20 protein-coding genes, 1 tRNA gene and 3 pseudogenes are annotated in these 24,343 nt (G+C 37.8%); 12 read left to right on the top strand and 12 right to left on the bottom strand.

The window, feature by feature from the left end; translation table 11 throughout:
• Positions 1-224: 224 nt before the first annotated feature.
• The gene (locus BMF77_RS14760) at positions 225-500 is read right to left on the bottom strand and encodes a hypothetical protein (RefSeq protein ID WP_148763780.1); all 276 of its coding nucleotides are present in this window, start codon (positions 498-500) and stop codon (positions 225-227) included.
• A 438-nt stretch (positions 501-938) separates the two neighbouring features.
• Here BMF77_RS14760 and psb34 point away from each other — a divergent pair, with 438 nt between their 5' ends.
• From psb34 to BMF77_RS14745, 3 genes are all read left to right on the top strand, one after another.
• Positions 939-1,118 carry a photosystem II assembly protein Psb34 gene (gene psb34 / locus BMF77_RS14755; RefSeq protein ID WP_148763778.1) on the top strand — a complete coding sequence of 60 codons (180 nt, stop codon included), beginning with the start codon at positions 939-941 and terminating at the stop codon, positions 1,116-1,118.
• 389 nt (positions 1,119-1,507) lie between these two features.
• Positions 1,508-3,667, top strand: a complete 2,160-nt coding sequence (locus BMF77_RS14750; protein ID WP_148763776.1) for a tetratricopeptide repeat protein — start codon at positions 1,508-1,510, stop codon at positions 3,665-3,667.
• A gap of 37 nt (positions 3,668-3,704) precedes the next feature.
• Entirely contained in the window at positions 3,705-5,561 is a 1,857-nt protein-coding gene (locus BMF77_RS14745) for an ABC transporter ATP-binding protein (protein WP_148763774.1), read from the top strand.
• 46 nt (positions 5,562-5,607) lie between these two features.
• Here the strand turns inward: BMF77_RS14745 and BMF77_RS14740 are convergent.
• Together BMF77_RS14740 and BMF77_RS14735 are read right to left on the bottom strand one after the other, a co-directional pair.
• Positions 5,608-5,799, bottom strand: a pseudogene (locus BMF77_RS14740) (J domain-containing protein); the annotation flags it as partial.
• A gap of 179 nt (positions 5,800-5,978) precedes the next feature.
• Positions 5,979-6,284 (bottom strand): hypothetical protein, encoded by a 306-nt coding sequence (locus tag BMF77_RS14735; protein ID WP_148763772.1) that lies wholly within the window; start codon positions 6,282-6,284, stop codon positions 5,979-5,981.
• A 277-nt stretch (positions 6,285-6,561) separates the two neighbouring features.
• Between BMF77_RS14735 and BMF77_RS14730 the strand changes: the two genes are divergently transcribed.
• The 3 genes from BMF77_RS14730 to BMF77_RS29015 all read left to right on the top strand — a co-directional run bounded on the left by BMF77_RS14730 (position 6,562) and on the right by BMF77_RS29015 (position 8,684).
• Positions 6,562-7,536, top strand: a complete 975-nt coding sequence (locus BMF77_RS14730) for a cysteine synthase A (RefSeq protein ID WP_148763770.1) — start codon at positions 6,562-6,564, stop codon at positions 7,534-7,536.
• A 188-nt stretch (positions 7,537-7,724) separates the two neighbouring features.
• Complete coding sequence (locus BMF77_RS14720) at positions 7,725-8,036, top strand: ferredoxin (protein ID WP_148763768.1); 312 nt, start codon at positions 7,725-7,727, stop codon at positions 8,034-8,036.
• A gap of 57 nt (positions 8,037-8,093) precedes the next feature.
• On the top strand, positions 8,094-8,684 hold the full coding sequence (locus BMF77_RS29015; RefSeq protein WP_148763766.1) for a DUF5331 domain-containing protein: 591 nt from the start codon (positions 8,094-8,096) through the stop codon (positions 8,682-8,684).
• Positions 8,685-8,703: 19 nt separating this feature from the next.
• Here BMF77_RS29015 and BMF77_RS14710 read toward each other — a convergent pair whose 3' ends face one another.
• The 4 genes from BMF77_RS14710 to pds form a co-directional block, all read right to left on the bottom strand.
• Positions 8,704-9,684: a folate-binding protein YgfZ gene (locus tag BMF77_RS14710; RefSeq protein WP_148763764.1), complete on the bottom strand. Its 981-nt coding sequence runs from the start codon at positions 9,682-9,684 to the stop codon at positions 8,704-8,706.
• Between the two features lie 153 nt (positions 9,685-9,837).
• Positions 9,838-9,925 (bottom strand) — tRNA-Ser (locus tag BMF77_RS14705).
• A 118-nt stretch (positions 9,926-10,043) separates the two neighbouring features.
• Positions 10,044-10,976 carry a 15-cis-phytoene synthase CrtB gene (crtB, locus tag BMF77_RS14700; RefSeq protein ID WP_015083307.1) on the bottom strand — a complete coding sequence of 311 codons (933 nt, stop codon included), beginning with the start codon at positions 10,974-10,976 and terminating at the stop codon, positions 10,044-10,046.
• Positions 10,960-12,399, bottom strand: a complete 1,440-nt coding sequence (gene pds / locus BMF77_RS14695; RefSeq protein WP_148763762.1) for a 15-cis-phytoene desaturase — start codon at positions 12,397-12,399, stop codon at positions 10,960-10,962. The genes crtB and pds overlap by 17 nt, the downstream gene beginning before the upstream one ends.
• 936 nt (positions 12,400-13,335) lie before the next feature.
• Between pds and BMF77_RS27355 the strand changes: the two genes are divergently transcribed.
• The 3 genes and pseudogenes from BMF77_RS27355 to nagZ all read left to right on the top strand — a co-directional run bounded on the left by BMF77_RS27355 (position 13,336) and on the right by nagZ (position 16,737).
• Entirely contained in the window at positions 13,336-14,565 is a 1,230-nt protein-coding gene (locus BMF77_RS27355) for a septal ring lytic transglycosylase RlpA family protein (protein ID WP_148763760.1), read from the top strand.
• 357 nt (positions 14,566-14,922) lie between these two features.
• Positions 14,923-15,474 (top strand): annotated as a pseudogene (locus BMF77_RS14685) (RNA-guided endonuclease TnpB family protein); the annotation flags it as partial.
• A 177-nt stretch (positions 15,475-15,651) separates the two neighbouring features.
• Entirely contained in the window at positions 15,652-16,737 is a 1,086-nt protein-coding gene (gene nagZ / locus BMF77_RS14680; RefSeq protein ID WP_148763756.1) for a beta-N-acetylhexosaminidase, read from the top strand.
• A gap of 36 nt (positions 16,738-16,773) precedes the next feature.
• On the opposite strand, the pseudogene BMF77_RS14675 reads toward nagZ, so the two are convergent.
• From BMF77_RS14675 to BMF77_RS14655, 5 genes and pseudogenes are all read right to left on the bottom strand, one after another.
• A pseudogene (locus BMF77_RS14675) lies at positions 16,774-17,133 on the bottom strand (amino acid ABC transporter permease); the annotation flags it as partial.
• 471 nt (positions 17,134-17,604) lie between these two features.
• A complete protein-coding gene (locus tag BMF77_RS14670; RefSeq protein ID WP_148763754.1) occupies positions 17,605-18,096 on the bottom strand; it encodes an Imm30 family immunity protein in 492 nt (163 codons plus the stop codon).
• Between the two features lie 338 nt (positions 18,097-18,434).
• The gene (locus BMF77_RS14665) at positions 18,435-18,761 is read right to left on the bottom strand and encodes a barstar family protein (protein WP_246862926.1); all 327 of its coding nucleotides are present in this window, start codon (positions 18,759-18,761) and stop codon (positions 18,435-18,437) included.
• Between the two features lie 95 nt (positions 18,762-18,856).
• Complete coding sequence (locus BMF77_RS14660) at positions 18,857-20,656, bottom strand: hypothetical protein (protein WP_148763750.1); 1,800 nt, start codon at positions 20,654-20,656, stop codon at positions 18,857-18,859.
• 3 nt (positions 20,657-20,659) lie between these two features.
• Positions 20,660-21,238: a hypothetical protein gene (locus BMF77_RS14655; RefSeq protein ID WP_148763748.1), complete on the bottom strand. Its 579-nt coding sequence runs from the start codon at positions 21,236-21,238 to the stop codon at positions 20,660-20,662.
• Between the two features lie 397 nt (positions 21,239-21,635).
• On the opposite strand from BMF77_RS14655, the gene BMF77_RS14650 reads away from it, so the two are divergent.
• The 3 genes from BMF77_RS14650 (at position 21,636) to atpB (ending at position 24,266) form a co-directional block, all read left to right on the top strand.
• Complete coding sequence (locus BMF77_RS14650; protein ID WP_148763746.1) at positions 21,636-22,817, top strand: bifunctional 2-polyprenyl-6-hydroxyphenol methylase/3-demethylubiquinol 3-O-methyltransferase UbiG; 1,182 nt, start codon at positions 21,636-21,638, stop codon at positions 22,815-22,817.
• Positions 22,818-22,940: 123 nt separating this feature from the next.
• Complete coding sequence (locus BMF77_RS14645) at positions 22,941-23,426, top strand: ATP synthase subunit I (protein WP_210422201.1); 486 nt, start codon at positions 22,941-22,943, stop codon at positions 23,424-23,426.
• Positions 23,427-23,510: 84 nt separating this feature from the next.
• Complete coding sequence (atpB, locus tag BMF77_RS14640; RefSeq protein WP_148763742.1) at positions 23,511-24,266, top strand: F0F1 ATP synthase subunit A; 756 nt, start codon at positions 23,511-23,513, stop codon at positions 24,264-24,266.
• Positions 24,267-24,343 lie beyond the last annotated feature (77 nt).

Here is a 24,343-nt window from a genome sequence, read left to right as displayed (position 1 = left end):
ACTCTATTTTTATTTGATCGCCTACGTCATCGCGCAAAGTTGGGACGAGAGGGACAAGAGTATATTTGAATTACAGGCTAAAACCCCTATTAAATCGTTCAAGTTTTTTCTAACTCAATTTCAAATAGGCGAACCGAGAGTTACACCGCAAAACTTTTAGGGACTCACGGTTTGCGCCATCGATTGTACTTAATGTTAGGGATGACCAGCGGCTTTCCCTGAGTTTAATCCTCCTTAAAGAAAATTATTGAGCCAATCGCTGTACCAGTCGCTGTTATTATCCCAGCAATCAATTGATACTCACCAGCATTCATTGTATATATAAGACCAATCAGAGACAAAACCAACAAGGAGCCACCCAAAATACGCTTAGTAATTTGTTCGTCTTGACTTTTGATATATCGATACGTCTCTTTAGTCGCATCTTTTTCTCTCTCCTTGTTAATCAGTAAAGTAACTAAACCCACAGTGCCTAAAATACTCAGAGTAATTGGATCCATCTTTTTCACCCACGATAACAGCAATTTCAATTGGATTTCAATTCACAATCTACAGGACTTTTTTGATGAGCTTAATATTACCTGTTCCACTTTTCTACCTGTCACAGGTGTAAAAACCATCAATTCTCATTTTGGAGATTTTGCGCCACCTATTAAAAATATTTGTCAATAGCTTTCCCTAAAAAGCCTATTCTCTAGACAGCGTAACGCACCCTAAACTTGATTAATGATGCGTTACGGCTCTGCCTAACGCACCCTACAAATATAGTAAAACAGAAGAGTTGAAAAATATGATCAGGAGTCAACATAAATTGTCTATTTTGTCAAGATAGGAGCGAAAAGGACAGGAATGTTGATTTATTTAATCTATTTGTCTATTTTTACAAGATTAATGTAAAATTTATGCAATATCAAGTAAAAATAACAAGGAATCAGATCATGCCATACACAACAGAAGAAGGTGGCCGTCTCAATAATTTTGCTAAAGAACCCAAGGTTTATCAAGCTGAACCGCCAACAAACAACCAAAAGCGTAATTATATTATTCTAGGCATTGCAGCAGCACTTTTGATTGGAGGGGTAATTTTCGTGGCCTTCTCCGTTTCTAATGTTAGTTAATTGCCATAATGTCCGACAAATTTTAACTTTTCTTAATTTCAGGCTTTGATTTTGATTCAAGAGCCTGATTTTTTTGTTAGAATGGCACGACTAAACTATAATTTACCTGAGTTCGACATAAGATGATTTGTGGAAAACTCGCCCCAAGCAGGAGTCTCAAACCCTTATTCTTTCGCCCTTAAAAATCATAACTCCGTTCGCGTAGCGTCTCCGTTCGGCGAAGCCGTGCCGTAGGCATAGGAGAAACTCCGAACTCCGAACTCAGGTTATAATTGCGGTGCTTTTTAACATTCTAGCCGTTAAGAGTTGATTCATCCTGAAAAAGACAACATCTCCGTGAAAATCCAAATTATAAGATGTGACATTAATATTTAATTTATTCAGTCAGGATGTATACAGAAAATAGGGCTAAAACTCAACTAAATACAAGCGTGAATGAAACTGTACATACAGAAAACATTAGTTTGAATCGGCAAGTATATCAACGCCTAAAACTTGCTCTGAGTCTGGGTTTACGTAGACAAATCCTATTTGCTATATGTGATAATTTACATTTAAGAAATCGGATAGCAGCGCGGTTACACTCCACTTTAGCTTATCCAGTGGGTAAGGTCATATATCAGCGAGCTAATGTGGGAGATTTTAGCACGCCAGCTTATCCGCGATTAGTCACTCTGCGTTTAAATTTAAGTGATCCTAATCCTATAGCGCAAATCAATGAATGGTTAGCTAATTATCCACCCCCGATGGTGGGAGGATCAACAGATAATCCTGGCCGTCCCTTACCAATGCCGGGATTTCAGATTGTCGGGGTAGAAATGCTGACTAAAGAACCAGTAGCAGTACAACGTTTATTTTTAAATTATCTCCGGTTAGGTGAACAGCATTTATCAAGTCAGGAATTTAGTCACTTTGTAGAATCTAGTCTTTTATTTTGGGTTTCTCGTCCTTGGTTGTCTGCGATTCAGCAATCAGCAGCAAAATTTTGGCATTGTCGAACCGGCGTATTTGTATTTGCAGGAGAACCGACACCAACTATAGATAATAGAGGTTATCCAGAAAAATTTGCAGATTCCTATAATTTAGGTCAAGAAAATTTAGAGCATTTAGTTGTTAATGAAGAGGAAGTTTCTCAAGACATCAAACAAACAAATAAGTTTGATTTGCCTTTAACTTCAACCACAGATTTAACACAAATACCAGATGAATTTCCGGTTCAATCTCCTCAAATAACAACTAATCAGCATTTTCCTTCCTTATCTCATATTAACCAGGAGTTGCAAGGATTAATTAAGGCAACAATAAATACTGATGATAGTGATCAAATTCAACAAATACTCTGGGAAATTGAACAGTTACATATTCAAACAGCTAAGGGAGAAGAGTTAGGGATAGCTTATCAGAATCTTGGTAATTTCTATCGGTTGCAGATTGAGCAAGGACAAGCAACTGTGGAAAATTTGATGATAGCAATTCTAGCTTATCAGGAAGCAGTTAATTATGATGAAAATTCTCCACAACTTCCAGATATTTTGAATGATTTGGGGACACTTTACTGGATGTTGCACCGCATCCCTGATAATTCTGAAGAAGCAAAAATTTATATTCAACAAGGGGTAGACTTTTATAAATTAGCACTCAAGATAATTACAGGTGATACTCAGCCAGAAACTTATACGCGGATTCAAAATAACCTGGGTACTGCCTATGGTGACTTAGCGAAATTTGCTGAACCTGTAGAAAATTGGCAGTTCGCAGTTATTGCTTATGATGAAGCCATTCGTTACCGACAAGAAGAAATAGAACCTTTAAAATATGCTGCTTGTCAGAACAATTTAGGTACAGCTTATTGGCATCTAGGGCAGTACGATCAACCTGTAGAAAATCTCACCAAAGCGATTTCTGCTTATAAGTTAGCAGTCGTTCACTATCAACAGACAAATGATCCCCTAAAATATGCGATGATTCAAAATAATATGGGTACGGCTTATTGGAATCTTTCCCAATATGAACAACCAATAGAAAATCTCCAGTTAGCAATTCAGGTTTATAATGAAGCCCTAAAATATCGAACATCTGTGGATGTTCCTCAATCCTATGCTGCTACTCAAAATAATCTGGGTATCGCTTACTGGCATCTAGCAAATCAGCCACAAACAACAAAAGAAGATCAACAAAAATTCGTAAAATTATGTATTAATGCTTATAAAGAAGCTGTGAATACGGCTCACTCACTTAGTAGTCTACCTTTAAGTTTTGATTTATGGATGACACACAATAATTTAGGATTAGCTCATTATTATTTAGTGATAAATCTGTCTTTTAATGGGGATAAAAAAATGCTTTCTCAACAGTTAGAAGCCGCTTTAGAAAATCATTTACAAGCGTTAAGTGGATTTGATAGACAAACAGAAAATTATCAAACAACAATCAGCTATATTATTAGCACAATTCGGGCTTTTCACAATGAGTTAGGAATTCAAGGACAAAATTTAGCTTTATCTAAGCTTCCAGGACATTTATTGCCAAATGTCTTACCTAAGTTGTAATTTGGTAATTGGTAATTGGTAATTGGTAATTGGTAATATGAAAGAAACAGTTTTAGGGGTTCGCAATCTACAAGTTGAATTTGTCAGTGACAGCAGTAAAGTAAAAGCTATTGATGATATTAGTTTTCAGCTACATCAGGGTGAGACTTTAGGAATAGTGGGAGAGTCGGGAAGTGGAAAGTCGGTTACGGCTTTAGCAATCATGGGTTTGTTGCAATATCCAGGAAAAGTGAGTGGAGGGGAAATTTTCTTTTCTCGGACAAGTGGACAACCGCTGGATTTATTAGCATTATCACCTCAAGAAATGCAGCTTTATCGAGGTGGTGATATTGCGATGATTTTTCAAGAACCAATGAGTTCTTTAAATCCGGTTTATACTATCGGGTTTCAGTTGCAAGAAGCTATTATGCGACATCAGAATGTAAATGCAATTGAAGCGAAAAGAATTGCGATCGCGGGTTTACAAGAAGTTAAACTTTTAGCTAGTGATGAACAAATTGAAGAACAGTATCTTGATCATAATTTATCTGCATCAGGTAGCTTTAAATTAGCACAGTTGGTGAAAGAACACAAAGAAGCTATGTTGGAAAGATATCCCCATGAGCTATCTGGAGGACAACTGCAACGAGTTATGATTGCCATGGCTATCTCTTGCAATCCATCGGTATTAATTGCTGATGAACCAACCACAGCCTTAGATGTGACTGTGCAAGCGACAATTCTAGCATTGTTATATGAACTGCAACAAAGTCGCAATATGGCAATGATTTTTATTAGCCATGATTTGGGGTTAATTGCGGAAATTACTGACCAAGTAGCAGTGATGTATAAAGGTAAAATTGTCGAATATGGTGCAGCAGCACAAATTTTTAACAATCCCCATCATCCTTATACGAAAGGACTTGTAGCTTGTCGTCCTAGCTTGAACCGTCGTCCTCACAAACTGCTGACTGTTTCTGACTACATGAGTGTGACAGAAGATGAATTTGGAAAAGTGACAATTCAGAGTAAAGAACCGGCACAACCAGCAGAAACTACTAGGGACGAGACTAACACAAGATTAGCAAAGATTAGTTCACAACCACCTCTGTTGACCGTTAGTAACTTGGAAGTCGGTTTTCCAGTCCGGGGAGTATTTGGCAGCACAAAACGTTACCATAAGGCTGTAAATGGGGTTTCCTTTGATGTTTTTCCGGGAGAAACCTTGGGATTGGTGGGAGAATCTGGTTGCGGTAAAACTACTTTAGGTAGAACATTGCTGCGATTAATCGAACCGATGAGCGGTAAAATATTATTTAATGGACAGGATATTACTCACTTGACTGGGAAAACTTTGCAGCACTTACGACGGGAAATGCAAATTATTTTCCAAAATCCTTTTAGTTCCCTCAACCCCCGGATTAAGATTGGGGAAGCGATTGTAGAACCGCTGTTAATTCATGGTGTCGGTAAGTCGAAACAACAGCGACAAGCTAGGGTAGTGGAACTGTTGGAACGGGTGGGTTTAAGTGCGGATGATATGAAAAAATATCCTCATCAGTTTTCCGGTGGTCAGCGTCAACGGGTTTGTATTGCTCGCGCTTTGGCTTTAAAACCTAAGTTTATTATTTGTGATGAATCAGTTTCAGCTTTAGACGTATCTGTGCAAGCGCAAGTTCTCAATTTATTGAAAGAATTACAAGCGGATTTTCAACTAACTTACATTTTTATTTCCCATGATTTAAGTGTAGTCAAATTTTTGAGCGATCGCATTTTAGTGATGAATCAAGGGAAAATAGTGGAATCAGGGACATCTGACAGTATTTACTTAGAACCAAAAGAAGAATATACACAAAAACTAATCGCTGCAATTCCTACAGGTAGTCCAGAAAGGATCAGAAATAGAATCGGATAATGTCAGATTTAGATCCCCGACTTCTCCAATAAGTCCGGGATCTTATTTATTGATGATGATCATTTAAAATATTGTCAGCTTCATTAACTAACTGCATTTTCTCTTGCACTTGTTTTTGCATTTGTGGTTGATTCACAAATAAATCAGGATGCCATTTTTTGACTAATGTTTTATAAGCTTTTTTAACTTCTGTAAAAGCAGCAGTAGGTTGTAATCCTAACACTCTATAAGCTTTTGCGCCTCTGCGTCTGGAGCGTGAGAAAAATCTGTATTGGGTTTCCTTGCGTCAACCCAACCTACTTATAATTAGCTGTAATAAGCTAAACAAATAGCAATTTATGAACGAACTTGAGAAACCCGTTCTAAATCATTTATAAATTGCTCAGTTCCCACTTGATAATTCATGATGATTATACTTTATTTAGAGTTTTTAATTTGCGATTCTAAGAAAAGTTTGTAAAAAAGAAAAGCCAAAGCCCCAAAAATAATAATTCCGGCTAAAACTGAGGCTACTCGAACTGCAACTATAGTTGCAACAGCCAAACCAAAAAATTTTCCACCAAGAATGATTTTTCTTAGCCAAGGTTTTTGAGATTGTTCTGGTTGATGTTTCTGAGTTTTATAAACAGGTTGATCAATAGCATTGATTTGATCATCCATTTCTCGGAGTCGCTTTTCTAGCTGACGTTGAATGTCTTGATTGTGTTCATGGGGAGATTTCATTAATGTCCACCTTGTTTATGAAATCATTTAGTATATTGTATGATAACTTACGCACAGAAACAACCAAAGCAATATTAACATTGCTAGATTGAGTTTAAATTCAATCTTTTGTACTTGCTTTTCAGAAATTTTCGGGAAGAAGATCCCATTAGAATTGAGATTATAGCAACTTTAATGTATTTCTTCCTTAGCGTCTTTGCTCCTTAGCGTCTTTGCGCGAAACAAAATTACATAAAAATGTCAAAATTTGATTGGGAAAAACTCAGGTAGATGCAAAATGGATATCAAAAATGGATTTGTTGGTACAATTGGTAACACCCCATTAATTCGTTTAAACAGTTTTAGCGAAGAAACAGGTTGTGATATCTTAGCCAAAGCCGAATATCTGAACCCTGGTGGTTCTGTCAAAGATCGGGCTGCGCTGTATATTATCGAAGATGCAGAAAAAAAAGGACTTCTCAAACCCGGTGGTACAGTAGTCGAAGGAACAGCGGGAAATACGGGAATTGGACTGGCACATATTTGCAACGTCAAAGGTTATAAATGCTTGATTATTATTCCCAATACCCAATCCCAAGAAAAAATAGATGCTTTAACTACCTTGGGTGCGGAAGTTCGTCCTATTCCTGCGGTCCCTTACAAAGATCCGAATAATTACGTTAAACTATCCGGTAGAATTGCGGCAGAAATGGAAAACGCCATTTGGGCTAATCAGTTTGATAATTTAGCCAATCGTACTGCCCATTATGAGACCACAGGTAGAGAGATTTGGCAACAGACAAATGGTAGAATTGACGGCTGGGTGGCATCAACTGGTACTGGTGGTACTTATGCTGGTGTGGCAATGTACCTAAAAGAACAAAATCCGGGCGTTAAATGTGTTGTTGCTGACCCTTTAGGTAGTGGACTATATAGCTATATCAAAACTGGTGAAATCAAAATAGCAGGTAATTCAATTACTGAAGGTATTGGTAATAGTCGCATTACCGCCAATATGGAAGACGCACCTATTGATGATGCTATCCAAATTGATGATTCTGAAGCCTTGCGTGTTGTTTATCAACTATTAAGAAAAGATGGTTTATTAATGGGTGGTTCAACGGGAATTAATGTCGGTGCGGCTGTGGCTTTAGCTAAACAGTTGGGTCCAGGACATACTATTGTAACTATTTTGTGTGACAGTGGTTCTCGCTATCAATCACGAATATTTAATAGTGCATGGTTAGCCAGTAAAGGATTAGTGATCAATTAGCATTTCTTAGCGATCGCCACATATACCAAATATAGTATCATAGTGGCGATTTAGATGAAGCCCAGTGCTTGGGTGTTACTTCTGATTCTATTATTAAATTATGGCTGGCTGAACGTCTTGATAAAAAAGTTACTAGGAAGTAAAAACAGTAAATATTTGGATATTTTCAGTGAATTAACTGTAAACAAATGTCAAACGTCCCAACTCAGGAACAACCCCTGCCTATTTCTGTAAAAGTATGTCAACATCGTACTTGTAGAAAACAAGGTGCAGAAGAAGTATTAGCAGCTTTACAAGCTTTACCTGCTCCTAATGTGACAATTGCAGCTAGTGGCTGTTTAGGTCAATGTGGTAATGGTCCAATGGTGCTAGTTTTACCCGAAATGGTTTGGTATTGTCGGGTTTTACCTCAAGAAATACCCAGATTAGTGGAACAACATTTATTAGCTGGTAAAATAGTTAAAGAAATGCTTTATTATCGGTTTCATCCCCAGGGATAAAGATCACTGAAAATATATAAATGCTGTAATTTAGTACAGTAAGAAGTGAGGGAATGAATGGATATTCAGCATCTACGTCAAGCATTAAAAATGAAGTGGCTAATTTATTATGAACAAAATCGTTCTTGGCTAGTTAAAATGCGAATCTGGAAAGATTATGCTGGCATCCGCAGACCTTCTTCTGGTTACATTTTAGCAACTTTATCCACTTTAGAACCAGAGTTAAAAAAAATCCTCCCTTTCATTTTGGATTTAAATAATGATCCTGATAGGATAATTGCAGCTTTGTGTTTGCACTTCAATCCTGAACAGGAATTAAACTTATTAAAATCCCAGCATTCTACCGCAAAAAATGAGATTGTGAGTACCTCTCCTGCTCATATAGCCTTGACAGATTCACCTGTACCCAAAGAACGCAAACAGGTGTTATTGAAAATGACTACAGGCATTTCTGTGATTGCAGTGGCTACACCGATTCATCATCATTCTTCAGTTAAGCTACCTGTCGGATTGGCCAGGGAACAAATAGATAAACGATTGATAACTACGGGAATTTCCAGCCCAAATATTACCGGGATTTCATCTACTCATGGCAATATTTTTCCGTCTTGGCTAGATGAATTGTGTCCAGGTAGAGGAAATGGGTAATGGACAATTAGGCATTACTTCATGGATATTCGTGGGAAACAAAGGGAATAGCAATTATTTCTCCTTCTGTTTCTCCAACTTGTACTTTTAAGCCAACTCCACCAGCTTTACTCCTGATGTAACCTAGTCCAAAATGACCATCAGGAGTGGTTGTATAGCTGGTGAGTTTACCTACTTTTTCTTCCCCAATGGTGATGACTGTTCCTGGTTCAGCCGCAGCACTAAGACGAATTCCCCAAAGGTATTGCTTTACACCTTTGTATGTATTAAGTCTGGCAATGGTTTCCTGACCGATATAACAACCTTTGCTAAAGGAAACTGTCTGCCATAAACCCACCTCCAAGGGGTTATAATCATCCGTGAGTTCTGAATCGGTCGCGGGACGACCTTGTAATATTCGTAACATTTCCCAAGCGCGATCGCTCAATTCCACAGCCCCCAATCCTAGTATTTTCTCCCACCATATTTGTTTTTCGGCAATCGGTAAAATCAATGTATATCCAGGTGCAGCCAGGCCACTACCCACTGCAACTATCACCCGATCAACTAAAATATGATTACCATCTGGTTGACCAATTAAATCACCAGCTCCTAAATTTTCGACGATAGCATGGCTTTGAGCTCCAATCAGGCTTAATGTCGCTGTTTCCTCAGTCACATCAGTTAATTTAACCTTATCTGCAAAGAAGATATAGCGATCTAACCATGCCATAAGTTCCTGACGACGGTGAGGAGAAACTAACAATAAAACAGCATCATCTAATACATAAGCAGTCACTAAATCTATCGTCCGAGCGGTAGATGTCACCATGACAGTATCGCAGCCCTGACCAGGTTTGCGAGATTGAAAATCATTAGTGCTTTGATTATGTAAAAAGCGGAGACGATCATCATCAGAAATCCGAATACGCCCCCAATCAGAGCGATCTCTGATCACGACCCCTTCCCTTACCGCTTGAATAGTATTTATATCGTTAGTATCAATTGCAGATGTTAACATAGTGGTACAGAGTTGATAAAATTATCACCATAAGCGGATAGAGGATGTAGGTTAACATCAAGCTCTTTCAAAACTACAGTTTCCAACTTGGATCTAGTTTATACTCAGATACCGGACTTCTTTAAGAAATCCGGTATGCAGCTTTTGTAAAAATGGAGAGGGGGGGATTCGAACCCCCGAAGGGATATAATCCCTTAACAGATTAGCAATCTGCCGCTTTCGACCACTCAGCCACCTCTCCAGGTCATGAGTAATAATCGTAGCAGAAGTTTTTGAGCTTGTCAATAGTTATTTTGTAAATAGATTCATTGACCATTGACCATTGACCATTGACCAATGACCAATGACCAATGACCAAGTTATAAAACTTGAGATCGCATCCAAGCTGCTGGCAAAGTACGTAACTTTTTCCATTGGGGAACATAAGCTCGCTGACTGAACACATCATAATTATTGCGCTCAATCACCTCTAAAATCTGCTCATAGAGCATGGATGCAGCCCAAACAGGCCACCGAGCATCAGCAGAAAGATAACTAATACCTTTATCTGCTTGAATATAGAATTGACGGGCGCGATCAATTTGAAACCGCATGAGTGAACGCCAACGGTCATCCACTACGCCGCGAATACATTCTTCCTCGGTGTAATTAAATTTGGCCAAATCTTCTAGGGGAATATAGATTCTGCCTCGACGGGCATCTTCACCAACATCACGGAGAATATTCGTGAGTTGATTGGCAATTCCCAAAGCGATCGCTTCTTCTATAGGAAGATAAGGCTGTTGGCCTTGATGCCAAGGGGCGGTATAGATATTATTATCTATACCCATAATCGTTGTTGACATCAAACCTACAGTCCCCGCTACTCGGTAGCAGTAGAGGTATAAATCCTCAAAGGTTGCATAGCGACTGCGATACAAATCCATCCGCTGACCGGCGATCATATCCCGAAAGGGTTGAATGTCTAGCGGAAAGCGTTGGAGAGTATCTACTAACGCTACATCATAATTATCCAATGGGCATCCCGCAAAAATGGATTCCAGTTGCTTTTCCCATAGTTCTAGGGTTTCTGGCGTGGTAATAGCAGATGCAGGACCATCCACTAATTCATCTGTGCGGCGACACCAGGCATAAATTGCCCAAACAGATTGACGCTTGGCCGGACTCATCAACATTGTCCCCAAGTAAAAAGTCTTGGCGTACTTAGCTGTGAGTTCCCGACAAAGGTTGTATGACTCATCTATAGAGACCAGCGTTTTCATGCGCGGGGGGGAATCAGGCAGTTGCAGCATTCTTGGCGGGCGGTCGTGTTGGCGTTTGCAGGTTAGAGGGATTTGCTACCGTCTGTGCTTGGAATATCGCCTGCGCTGTCAGTTTACCAGAAAGTACAGCCCCTTCCATGCTGGCTAGATAGCGCTGCATGGTGTAATCCCCAGTCAGATAGAAATTAGCAATGGGGGTTTCCTGGGAAGGACGGTACTGTTGACGACCTGGGGTAGCCTTGTAAACTGAACGTGGTGTTTTTACCACATGATATTTCAGCATTTTGGTAGGATTATCCCCCCCAAAGTGTTGGGGAAAGAGTTTTTCTAACTCAGTAATAGTTGCAGCAACAATGTCCTCATCGGATTTAGATATCCAATCTTTTGCCGGTGCTAGAACTAATTCCAGCATGGAACGGTGAGGATTGGCGTATTCACGGCAAGTATTACTCATATCAGCATAAACGCTGAGGAGAGGAGAACGCGAAAATAGCAGATGATCAATATCTGTTAATTTGCGGTCGAACCAGATATGGACATTAATCACTGGTACCCCTTCTAAACCCTCTAATTTTTGGAAAAATGGCATTTCTTTCCAAGAAATGGGCAAAATCGGCTTTAAGGGGTCAACTGGAAGGGCAGAGACATAAGTATCCGCTGTAAATATTTCATCTTCTGCCCCATTTAAACCGCGGAGGAGGAAGCCTTTCACAGTTCCATCCTCATTGAGTAAAATCTCTTTCAAGGGCGCATTCAGACGGACTTCACCACCCCGTTCAGTAATGTGGTCAATAATGGGCTGACACAATCTTTCTGTGGGTGAACCATCAAGGAAGGCCATTTTTGAGCCGTTTTTCTCTTGGAGAAAGCGATTCAAAGCCGTTAAGAGGACAGTAGCAGAAATTTCATCGGGGTCAATGAAGTTCAAGGCTTTGGACATCGCAATGAATACTTCTTTTTCTACCCTGGGGGGGACGTTTTGTTTTTGCAGCCACTCCCGGAAAGAATATTTGTCCATTTCTTCGACATACTTTTGCCCTTGGAGAATGGCAGGTAGTAATCCGATGCCAAAACTGATTTTCTCCGGCCAGGTCAGCATATCGTTGTTTCTGAGAATTGCTACCATCCCATTGATAGGTGCTGGTAAATCGGGGAAATCAAAGCGGCTGTAAGTCCCCGGCGCTTCGGGCTGATTGAAGATCATTGTGTGTTCTTTCCACTGCAACCGATCTTCAATATCCAATTCTTTGAATAACTGCAACATATTGGGATAAGCCCCAAAGAAAATATGCAGTCCTGTTTCGTACCAGTCCCCATCAGCATCCTTCCACGCTGCCACTTTCCCCCCCACTACGTCTCGGCGTTCCAAAACGATGGGTGTGTGACCTAGATCCGTGAGATATTTTGCACAGGAAAGTCCTGCTAGACCCGCTCCCGCGATTGCTACGCGCATTTAAACCTACTATTATTTAATATTTCTTAACTGTTTTGTCGTTCTCATTATACGTTGCAATCCGTTACATTTGCCGATTCTAGTTTGATTGCTTCCCAAAAAATTCCCAAAATCTTCCGCCAACTATCTAATTTACCCTAATCATCAGTCCAGGGATTAACACAAATTTTTTTGAATTGACACTCTGCGGTCTAAAGACACGCAGATTCTTTAAGACTTGCTTAAAAAGGATAGTCAATTATCCTCCTAGACGCTCAAGGCAACTACCAGTACGACAGGTATTGCAATTGCGCTTACTTTTGATTTTTTTTGCTGCTTTTGTGAGTCCATCAATTTTTAATGTTAAACGCTCCATGATTTACCATTGCTTGTTTACCCAGGCTACAGCTATGCCGAGACGAGATAAATCAGGGGTTTCTCCTTAATAAAACACTTCTTTGCGCTGATGGTTATTCCTACTTGCTAATTAATTCTATCATGTCACCGCGAATAAATTCGCCGTTGGCACTTCCTCCACGCATCTATTGCCAAGTGGCTTCCGTGCCTTTCGTTCTATTTGGTGAAAAATATTTAGTGTAGTTTATGACTCATCATCAATCCGTGTATATTTTAGGGTAACTGCTTGTCACAAATACAAAACCTGATTTTTTATTAAGTATTAATATGCAAGATGCCTATGTGACTTAGTAAAGTAAATGGCAGGATAAATCGCTATTCATAAGCAAAAGTAATGGAAATATTAGTAATACCTGAAAACTAGATTTAAAACTTTTATTTATTTCAATCTCTATTACGGTATATGATGATCCCAGAGGGTTTAATCATAATTAAGTCTGAAATCACATAGAAATTATGTAATTAAAAAAACTCTCTTTTTATTCAACCTGGGAATTATTTCTCTAGGAATTGTGCATCTATCTGGAGAATAAATAAACTATGATATCAACGGGAATAATATGGGCGACATCCTTCACAGGTGGTACTTTGGTGTTGACAGCAAATTTACCGCTGGGTTTAATGGCTGCATTTTCTCCAATACAACTTCCAGCCAACTTAGTCAAGCCCCAGTCTCAATTTCTGATCATTTCTCAAGAATATAAAACTGCTTGGCAGAAAACCTTAATATCAAAAACCTCTTTGACATTTGATTGGATAAATAGACGATTATCATCATATCGAGATAGGTCTATGACTCTACCTTCAACAACCTTGAAGGCAAAAGAAACAAAATTTTGTGCCTCTGTGCCAGAAAATATACCCGCACAACCTCACTGGCAAAATTCTACTAACTTTCGACAGATAATATTTACTCAAGTTAGTGTTCCTAAACTAGATTTGTCACCAGCTACTGTTGTGCGATCGCTCGAAAGCTTCTTTAATATCATCAACAATCCAATTGAGCCAAATGGAAGTTATGATTACTCACCAGTATTGATTGTCAAGCGGAATTCATCCAGTTATGAAGTCTGGGTTAATAACAGCTTTGTTGCCCGACTACCTGATCAAATTACAGCTAATGCTTTACAAAACCGCTTACAGCAATTAGTAATATCACCTACTGAAAAACCTACGCAATTACAACCAGGTTTAGTTGATAAGACTCCTTCGCTGATGATAGGTAATAGGTTACTATTTGCAATAGATCGAAAAGTCTCTGATGAACTTGGTCGCAGCGGTGATATTTTAGCAATGGAATGGACGAATAATTTGCGAATAGCCCTCCATACTAAACCGCTGACACTGATACAAGGGCAAATGGAAATGTATGGATTACAGTCCTCAAATACAAAACTTTCTGGAATAGCCTCTTGGTATGGTGGCTATTTTCATGGTCGCTTAACCGCAAATGGTGAGATATATAATCAAGATGATTTCACTGTTGCCCATCGTAGCCTACCTTTTAATACCTTCTTAAAAGTAACAAATTTACAAAACAATAAATCCGTGATTGTGCGTGTAAATGATCGCGGTCCGTATATTGCACCAAGAAGCCTAGATTTGTCTCGAACAGCGGCTCGTTGTCTCGATAGTGAACATACTGGAGTCGTAGCTTATCAGGCTGTGGTTTTAAAACAAAATGCGCCACAAATGACTTTGAAACCATCTCCACCAAAAACTGAAAATATGGCTAATGCTAAAAGTGAGTTATTAGTTTTTAACTTTTAGTAACCTGGAAGGATAAAGTAGAGAAAATGCGTTGCATAATGGCAGTATGAATTCTGTTTCACGCAAAGAGGCAAAGGAGCAAAGACGCAAAGGTAAGAGTTTTAATTGTGTAGCGTAAGCTATAAGTTCAATCAAGAGAATTTCATACCTGAATTTAGCAACACCAGAAAATACTTTATAAGAGACTAGGCTGAAAACCCTTGAAGTTGAGTTTTGGAGCGTGGCGGAAAAACTCAACTGTCCTTTAGGCAAGGGATGAAAGCCAGATAGAGGCTTCAGCCTCCACTGAAAGTTTTTCCTGTTGACAAGATTATGATTCGTGAGTTAGCATAGCTTCGTGGTGTTTAGGTCGAAACCATGATAATTTACGAGTTCAAAGTCAAAGGAAAAGATAAGCAATATCGCGCAATAGATGAGGCTATTCGTGCATCTCAGTTCATCCAAAATAAATGTTTAAGATATTGGATGGATAACAAAGGTGCGACGAAATATGATCTCAATAAATATTGCGCGATTTTGGCATCTGAATTTCCTTTTGCGGATGAACTTAATTCAATGGCAAGACAATCTGCTGCGGAACGTTCTTGGAGTACAATAGCTCGATTTTACGACAATTGTAAAAAGAAAGTTAAGGGTAAGAAGGGATTTCCAAAATTCAAAAAGAATTGCCGTTCAGTTGAGTACAAAGTTACCGGCTGGAAGTTATCCGAAACCAGAAAAGCAATTACTTTCTCTGACAAGAAAGGTATAGGTACTCTGAAATTAAAAGGTACTTACGATCTTAATTTTTATGATATCAAACAAATTAAGCGAGTTCGTTTAGTCCGTCGGGCTGATGGATATTATGCTCAATTTGCAATTGATGTCAAAATTAGAATTGAATCCCAACCAACGAATCAAATAGTTGGCTGTATCAATATCCTAAAATTAGGATTAACTACGGTAGGGATACGGTCAGCTACGCTACAGGAGATTTGCCCTCTTGGGCGATTGGTGCAAACCTGTCGTCTAACGGCGAGTCTGTGAATGTAGAATCCCCGTGTCTTTAGACCGGGGAGTGTCAACCTTTACTTAAATCACCAAATTATGTCAATATCTCAATTATCACAAAGCTTTGGTAATCACCTAATTCTGGGTATTTCTGGGACAAGTTTAAATGATGACGATAAACGGGCGTTAAATGAATTAAAACCGATTGGTGTTATCTTTTTTGCTAAAAATTTTCTTGACGGTGTACCATATCCAGTCTGGTTAGAAAAGTTTAAAACCCTCATTGACGAAGTTCGCCAATATTGTGAACGCGACTCCATATTTACTACTTTAGATCATGAAGGTGGGCGAGTTGTGCGGACACCTTTACCAATTACTCGCTTTCCTTACGCTTATTTATTGCAATCTCATTCTTATGAAATTGCAAAAGCCACAGCTTTAGAATTAAAATCTCTGGGAATTAATCTCTCTTGGTCTCCGGTTGCGGATATTTTCTCTAATCCCCAAAACCCAATTATTGGAAGTCGTGCATTTGGAAATACACCGCAAACCGCTAGTGAAGGTGCGCGGGAATATTACCGAGGATTGCGGGAAGAGGGCATTTTAGGTTCTGCTAAACACTTTCCTGGCCATGGAGACACTAGCACAGATTCCCATTTGCAGTTACCAATATTAAATTTGAGTCGGGAAGATTTGCGAAACCGGGAATTGATTCCTTTTCAAACATTAATTCAGGACAAAATTCCGTTGATTATGACGGCGCATATTTTGTTTCCGCAAATTGATCCAGAAGTGCCAGCAACCTTATCTAAAATCATTTTAAATGATATTTTGCGGAAAGAGTTAGGTTTTGAAGGTGTGATAGTTTCCGATGATTTAGATATGAAAGCTGTCTCGGAAATTTTTATGCAATCGGGAACAGTTGCGCGGGCTTTTCATGCTGGTTGTGATTTGTTCATAGTTTCTCGTAATATCAATTCTTCTTCTTTAGAACGAACATATAAAATAGCTGAAGATTTTTCCGCTAGTTTGAATAATGGTAGTTTAAATGCAGGAGTTGTGGAAGCTGCACGGGAGAGGGTGGAAAAGTTATTGCGGATAACTCCTCAATATCCGGTTTCGACTCTTGATAAGGAGACCTTGGTGAAGAATGCAGAATTAGGTATTAGTTGTTGTTTATAAGGGGATTGAATAAAAATCAGGAGTGTGGGTGATAGCCTACTTACTCATTGGATTCATCCAAATTTCCAACCTGCTAAAAAGTTGGGAACAAATCAAAGTTAAACACAAATAAATTACAGCCACAGCCGCATAAACTTCAAAAGCGCGATAATTTTCCGAAACAATTAATTGTCCTTTTCTAAATAATTCCTCAAACCCAATTACAGCAACTAAACTAGTATCTTTCAATAAACTAATAAACTCATTACCTAAAGGTGGTATCATGCGGCGTAATGCTTGAGGAAAAATCACATAAGTCATAGTTTGCACAGAATTTAAACCGAGTGATTTGGCTGCTTCTGATTGTCCAATTTCAATAGATTGAATTCCTCCACGCACAATTTCCGCAATATAAGCGAACTCACAAGGATTATCTGCCCAACAGGGTTCGGGTACTAACCAAACCAATTTGCTTTTAATCTCGTCTTCAATTTCATTGCTATCGTCTCTATCAAATAGTGAATTTAAAGCTTCCCAATCGCGTTCTCTTAAGGAGTTCAAAGAGGAAACATTTACCTGTAGATTATTAGAGTAATTCACAAGCAGGTTTTTTAGTTGACTTTTACAAAAAGTAAGCATCATTGCTTAAAGACTAATATTTACTTGATTTTACTAAATATTACAGCAATATTGATAATTATTCTAACATTCATCATTCTAGAGACAGGAAGATTTTTAGTTCAAAGAGACCACTTAAACAGAACTAGAAAAGCTGTTAGAGAGTTAGGTTTTTACACAAGTTGATTACCTTTTCTGGTTAAAAATAGTATAACACCACCAGTCCCCAGGTGATAAATCCTTTATAGAGTTTTCCCTTCGAGTACATCTTCAAGAAGGAAGTCTTGTCAAAGAATGAGGTTCTGCTAGTTCTCCTACTAAAATACCACGAGGTGCTTCTATATGATAATTTATTTGATTAATAACACTTTCTTCTAACAGATCATAGATAAAATGATGAGGGTTTTTACGATTTATTAATTCTAGACCGTGACAATAAACTCCACACGCTGATACATCATTTAAAATCCGGTTGTGAATAATTCTTGTCCATTCTGGTGCTGTTATCATTAATTGAGGCACAACATGAATAAATGCTGTAATTTGTTTTTCCATATCAAAAGATTCCAGAAAATGAATTAAGCTAAACATCACTTCTGGCTGTTGACATTGATCATCTAAAATTATATGATAGGCAGATAATTTATTTTCATCAGGATTTTCAGCTATTTCAGCTAAAGCATTTTCAAAATTTGTAACTTGTTCTTCTGTTTGCATTAAGCGATTTTCTTGCAAGGTTGCCAATAAATTATTGTGATTCATTGTTTTGTCCCTTATTTCTCAAAAATCCATGGCCAAGTATATTTATTCTGTCTGATTAATGTTTGTAAACTTTCCCTGATTTCTATATTATACAAACCTTGACGAAATTCTTTGTCTGAATCAGGATATCCAGGATTAGAGGATTAACAGGATGTTTTTTAGGAAATATAGGTTTTTGTGAATGATAGACAATATATTTTCCTCTAAATCATAATTTATAATCATTAAATATTCACAGAAAACCTACAAATAACAATCCTGTACATCCTTAAATCCTGGACATCCTGATTCAGACAACCACAACAAATAATATCCAAATAGTGAAAAAGTAACTTTACCTATTTGTTAATAACTAAAAACTTGAGAGGAATATGATTAGCTTCCCAGTATTCTTTGGCTGAATTTAAAATATCCAATGCTATTTGGTACTGTGTCGGTTCAGCTTGAGCAAAGATATCAGCATGATTATATAATATCACATATCTTTGAGCCGGACACCATGTTAAATCGGTGATACATTCATCAAAAGCATCCCAGTTAGCGCCGAAGTATGTAGGAATTTCCATTGCTTCAGCAGCTTGTTTTAAAAATGTTTGTTTGCTATTGATTTTTTTACCATCAAGATAAAAAACTTTTGTTCCCGGTTGTGCGGTTATTTGTTCCACCGTTTTAAGGATGTTTTGTTTAATGTTTGTTGATAAAATATTGAGATGTGAAATTTATTTTGCATAACTATTTAAAACATCCTATAATGATTTAATCAAAAACAGATTTCGTTTTTATCTAGTTTTTTTTGCAATTTCTGTTTGACATTAGCTGTCAGTTTTAGAGCTTCTACCATTTTATCTAAATTGTCTAAATTTCTTTGTTGACGTTTGTTTATTAGTTTATCAATAGTTCCCTGTTTAATGCCAGTACCTTTAAAAGCAGCCGTTAATTCTACTTTGCCTGCTGTATTAACATTGATAGAATTGTTGGTATTAGTGGTTTGATTTACGTGATTACTAAAAACCCAGTTAGGAGTTTTACTGTTATTTGAATTTGTAGTTGTATCAGCTTGCAGTTCTGTTTCTATAACATTATCACTATTGATAAAATTTACTGCTACAATTTTTTCTGATTGTATAGACTGAATATTTTTAAGTTCCAACTTTCTTTGTAAGAGAGTTGGACAAGAAGGAGCAATCATGAAAGCTAAGTCTGGTGGATTTCCGTCATAATTGGATGGCTTAAATGTAACATCCTTTAACCATTCGCTGAATGTCTCTAAATGACTACTCAAAAGCTCATAGTTCTTAGCCTCTCCAAAAGCTCTAGCAACAGTATTACCATTGTGCATCAATTCTACATAGCAGTCAAAAGCATGATTTGCTTGAACATTTGTAGTTGGAACAACTGATAGAGTATATGCTTGTTGGTTTAGAAATTTAACCCACTGTTGCTTGCATTGCGACTCAATTAAATTTCGAGCATCTCCTTCAAAAGCCTGTTCAGGTGCTTCTGAGAAGTATTTCGCATGAATTTGTAGTATTGCATTACCGTATTTCTGACAAAATTCTCTTAATGTACTTGTAGAATTGATAGAGATATTCTGAATTTCTTGCCATGCTTGGTTAAAATTTTGATAGCCGCTATAAGCTCCTTTGATTCGACTATCAATTTTTTCTTTAATTATCTCAAATTCATTACTATAACCCTTATTTAAATTAATTACTTGGCTACCAATAAGGCTTTGAATTACCTGATCTTCTTCTATAAAGTTACCAACATTTTCAGATGTTCCCACTACATACATTAATAGACGAATTTTTAAACCTAATTTACCAAATGATTTTCTGATTAATTGTTTTAAAGTTAATCTAGTTTCTTGAGTCTCGTTTAAAAAGTCTGCTAAAGCATCTAATTCATCTATCAGATACACAAAAGTGAATTTTGGATCTACATTTGATACTTTGTTAATAACATCAAAGAAGAATTCTTCATCCACATACTTGAACATCAACTCTTTGAATTTGCTATGAAAGGGCTTTTGTGTCCTTGCACTTGTTAATTCAGCAACTTTATTTGTTTCTAAATAATCACTTAGGATATTTTCAGCCACTGATTTAACTGAAGTAGATAACTTATCATTCTTTAATAACTGCCAAAAGGTTTCAGCCAAAATATGGCAATAGAATTTAATACTAAAGTTATCACCTCCTCGTGTTATATCAGAAAGCTGAAATTCAAAAACTATTGAATGATGAAAAAAAGTTTCTTTAGTTTTAGCTAACTCGTTTAAATAACTTAAAAGAGAAGTTTTACCGCTACCAACTAAAGCAGCAACAAATCTAAATGTAAAAAGACCTTCATCGAATGTATGCTTGAGATCATCTGTAAGCAGTTCAGTAACAGTAGTTATTGGCCTTCCAGATAGACTTCGAGCAGTTGAAGCTTCTCCATCACTTCCTGGTTCTCGAATAGCACGTTCAATTCTAATATCTTCAATAAATCCTGTTCCTGAAGCAACTTTTTGAAGAAATTCTTTTATGTATCTTTTCTTTCCTGCATCTTCTGGCATTGTTCACTCAGCCCATTGAATTAGTTCTTCATTTTTTTCGATAACAGCAAAAACTTTATCGCTTAATTTAAGTCTGCTAAAATATTTATCTAAAAGTGATTGAGAAATAGAGTTTATTTCACTAAATTGTTTACAAATTTCTCTGCTACGAATAGCAACAACTCCCCGTAATTCTTGTTTTTTTCTTTCTGCAAAATATAGTTCCTTGAACTTTACTAGAAAAGTGTCATAATCCATTTCTTCATCTATGGAAAATGAATCATGAAAATCAGAAGACTTTTGTTGAAGAAAATCTACAATGGTATTAATAACTCTATGTCCTTTTACAGTATCAAATCTATATTTAGTAGTTTTCAGATTGGCTGTTAATGCTTTTTTTCCTAAATCGGTAACTGAAAGCCTATTTCTTTTAGGTGATTCAATTAATTTTTGCCCAAGTAAGTATTCATAGGTTTGTTCAGCTTCTTGCCGTAACTCTTTATTTAGATAGGATTTAACAACGCCTTTAGTAACTGTATTCTCATCAGAATAAGCCTGGGCGTACAGTAAATAAAGTAGTTGTATTATGGAAAGTTGGATCATATAGAAGATTACCTTCTCAAATGAATTGTGTCGCAAACCTGATTCTAGCTTGAAAGTTATACAAACACGGAATTAAAGCAAGTTTAAACTGATTCCGATCATATTTTCAACCCTGTTGCTTTTATTTACATATTTATCCTACGTCTGACAGTATAATACTAAACGAGTTATTTAATCAATCAAACACGCTCTTACTCATAAAAATATACCTTTGTTTTGGAATAATTTCATTAAAATCACTTATGATTATTGTGTCATGGGTTGAAACAAAGTGCGTTAACCTAACTCCCAGTAAGGGTTTAGCACTGCTAAACCCCTGCGAATTTAGAGAATTGATTAAATCTTTACCCTAATCCCCCTATCCGGTAAACTCATAAATGCTGCGTTAATCCTGAATATGTCTGACTCCCAAGTAAGTGCTGCTGTTGCGAAACTCTACGATACCTATCCATTCCCTCCCGAACCCATCCTCGACGAACCACCACCAGGATATAATTGGCGTTGGAATTGGTTAGCTGCTTACAACTTCTGCACAGGTAGAAAACCACAAAAGCAAGATATCCGCATTTTAGATGCTGGTTGTGGTTCGGGAGTGGGAACAGAATATTTAGTACATCTCAACCCACAAGCGCAGGTAGTGGGAATAGATTTAAGTGCTGGTACATTAGAAGTAGCAAAAAAACGCTGTCAAAGTTCTGGCGCTGACCGTGTAGAATTTCATCATCTGAGTATTTATGATGTGGATAAGATACCAGGAGAATTTGAATTAATTAATTGCGTTGGTGTGCTTCATCATTTACCAGATCCCATTCGGGGTATTGAAGCATTAGCGAAAAAACTCGCCCCCGGTGGAATAATGCACATCTTTGTGTATGGAGAATTGGGAAGATGGGAAATACAACTAATGCAAAAAGCGATCGCTCTCCTCCAAGGTAACAAAAAAGGCGACTATCGTGATGGTGTCCAAGTCGGACGACAAATCTTCGCTTCGTTACCAGAAAATAACCGCATTGTCAAGCGCGAAAAAGAAAGATGGGCAATGGAAAACCAGCGAGATGAATGTTTCGCTGATATGTACGTCCATCCTCAAGAAACTGATTACAATATTGATACACTATTTGCATTAATAGAAGCTTCCGGTTTAGACTTTGTAGGTTTTTCTAATCCTAGTTTTTGGCAACTGGAAACTCTTTTAGAAAAAGCACCGGAGTTAATTGAAAGAGCAAAAGAATTAAGTGAAAGAGAACTTTACCGATTGATAGAATTACTGAATCCAGAAGTTACCCATTACGAATTTTTCCTCACTCGTCCCCCCTTCACCAAAACAGACTGGTCAGCAGATAACACATTACTAGCAGCTATTCCTGAACTTAACCCTTGCATAGATGGGTTTCCCAGTCAATGCTTATTTAACTATGATTATCAAATTATTAACTTAACAACAGCAGAATTTGAATTTATGCAAAAATGTGGTAACAATGCCACAGTGGCTGAAATTTTAGCCCAAGTCGAGCTAGACTTAAACGGAGTAAGACATCTCCTCAAACAACAACTACTCTTACTAACCCCCGCTTCATAAAAAAATCAGTCATAGGCGATTCTGTTACCAATGACCAATGACCAATGACCAATGACCAAAAATAAGTTAATTGTTTTTTTCTAAAGTAGTGTTACCGGATCGTGATATGATTCAACTGACTGAATGTACAGTCATCTCATATTAGCTGTACTGGTTTCAAGTCTCGTGAGCTTGTCAGAAGAATCAATTGCACCGACTCAGACAACACAACAAGATGAGAAATCTGGTTTTGCTCAAACAGAACCAGTAAGCTCTTCCATGCAAGAGTTCTATCAACTCTATCAGAAGTTGCTAGTCATCACACTTGTGTTGACGGGGATTATTTTTATCTCTGTGTGGATTTTTTATTCCTTAAACATAGCCCTAAATTATTTGATTGGGGCGTGTACAGGTGTGGTTTACTTAAAAATGCTGGCTAACGATGTCGAGAGACTTGGTGGTGAAAAACAGAGTTTGAGTAAAAATCGTTTTGCTCTGATCATGATACCGATTATATTGGCGAGTCAATGGCATCAGCTACATATTCTACCTATATTCTTGGGGTTTCTCACCTACAAAGCTACCCTCCTCATCTATATTGTGCAAACTGGATTCATTCCTGAAGCTTAAAGTTGTAGAGGTAAAGCACAATGCTAAACCACTACAGACAATCCTCCAATCCTCGATTTTTGGGGAAAACCTTGAAGAACGCCCATGCTTAGTGTATTAAACGCTTTTAACGCTTTTCCCCTCGCCGAATTAGAAGTAGGTCATCACTTCTTGTGGCAACTGGGCAGTCTCAAAATACATGGGCAAGTATTTCTCACCTCATGGTTTGTGATTGCTACACTAGTAATAGCATCACTAGCTGCCACCAAAAACGTCCAAAAAATTCCTAGCGGCATCCAAAATTTCATGGAATATGCCCTAGAATTTATTCGGGACATAGCGAAAAACCAAATCGGAGAGAAAGAATATCGCCCCTGGGTACCATTTATTGGTACGCTATTCTTGTTTATCTTCGTATCAAATTGGTCAGGAGCATTAATTCCCTGGAAGCTAATCAAATTGCCTGCTGGTGAACTAGCTGCTCCTACCAACGACATCAATACAACCGTCGCATTGGCATTGCTCACATCCTTGGCGTATTTCTACGCTGGATTTAGTAAGAAAGGTCTAGGCTACTTTAAGAAATATATTGAGCCAACACCCGTTCTTTTGCCAATTGCTATTCTCGAAGATTTCACCAAGCCTCTCTCCCTAAGCTTCCGTCTATTTGGAAATATATTGGCGGATGAATTAGTTGTGGGTGTATTGGTATTACTCGTGCCTCTCTTTGTGCCTTTGCCAGTAATGGCTTTGGGTTTATTTACTAGTGCCATTCAAGCCCTCGTATTTGCGACCCTAGCCGGGGCATATATTCATGAAGCCTTAGAGGGACACGGCGAAGAAGGACATGAGGAGCATTAACGCCCTCAGTTGATTGCCCAGTTAAAACGAGCAAATTTGCTCAAAACATCGCCACGGCGATTTGAGAACCTAGTACA

Origin of the sequence: Dolichospermum sp. UHCC 0315A, assembly GCF_008121535.1 — a bacterium.
Classification (GTDB): Bacteria; Cyanobacteriota; Cyanobacteriia; order Cyanobacteriales; family Nostocaceae; genus Dolichospermum; species Dolichospermum lemmermannii.
Note: the sequence above shows the minus strand (reverse complement) of the source record. Positions and strands in the feature narration are given on the sequence as shown.